Annotated in this window: 1 protein-coding gene; it reads right to left on the reverse strand. The window is 46.2% G+C overall.

The window, feature by feature from the left end; genetic code table 11:
• Window positions 1-21 precede the first annotated feature (21 nt).
• The gene (locus CBF90_RS16190) at window positions 22-243 is read right to left on the reverse strand and encodes a TraR/DksA family transcriptional regulator (RefSeq protein ID WP_000763367.1); all 222 of its coding nucleotides are present in this window, start codon (window positions 241-243) and stop codon (window positions 22-24) included.
• Between the last annotated feature and the right edge of the window lie 357 nt (window positions 244-600).

Raw genomic sequence — 600 nt, forward strand, 5'->3', positions numbered from 1 at the left:
GTGCCTGAGAGTTAATTTCGCTCACTTCGAACCTCTCTGTTTACTGATAAGTTCCAGATCCTCCTGGCAACTTGCACAAGTCCGACAACCCTGAACGACCAGGCGTCTTCGTTCATCTATCGGATCGCCACACTCACAACAATGAGTGGCAGATATAGCCTGGTGGTTCAGGCGGCGCATTTTTATTGCTGTGTTGCGCTGTAATTCTTCTATTTCTGATGCTGAATCAATGATGTCTGCCATCTTTCATTAATCCCTGAACTGTTGGTTAATACGCTTGAGGGTGAATGCGAATAATAAAAAAGGAGCCTGTAGCTCCCTGATGATTTTGCTTTTCATGTTCATCGTTCCTTAAAGACGCCGTTTAACATGCCGATTGCCAGGCTTAAATGAGTCGGTGTGAATCCCATCAGCGTTACCGTTTCGCGGTGCTTCTTCAGTACGCTACGGCAAATGTCATCGACGTTTTTATCCGGAAACTGCTGTCTGGCTTTTTTTGATTTCAGAATTAGCCTGACGGGCAATGCTGCGAAGGGCGTTTTCCTGCTGAGGTGTCATTGAACAAGTCCCATGTCGGCAAGCATAAGCACACAGAATATG

The organism is Microbacterium sp. AISO3 (assembly GCF_002204305.1).
In the GTDB taxonomy this organism is placed as follows: Bacteria; Actinomycetota; Actinomycetes; order Actinomycetales; family Microbacteriaceae; genus Microbacterium; species Microbacterium arborescens.

Excerpts from the sequence above, each read along its gene's own strand:
- CBF90_RS16190 (WP_000763367.1), bottom strand. The coding sequence starts at position 243 with ATGGCAGACATCATTGATTCAGCATCAGAAATAGAAGAATTACAGCGC.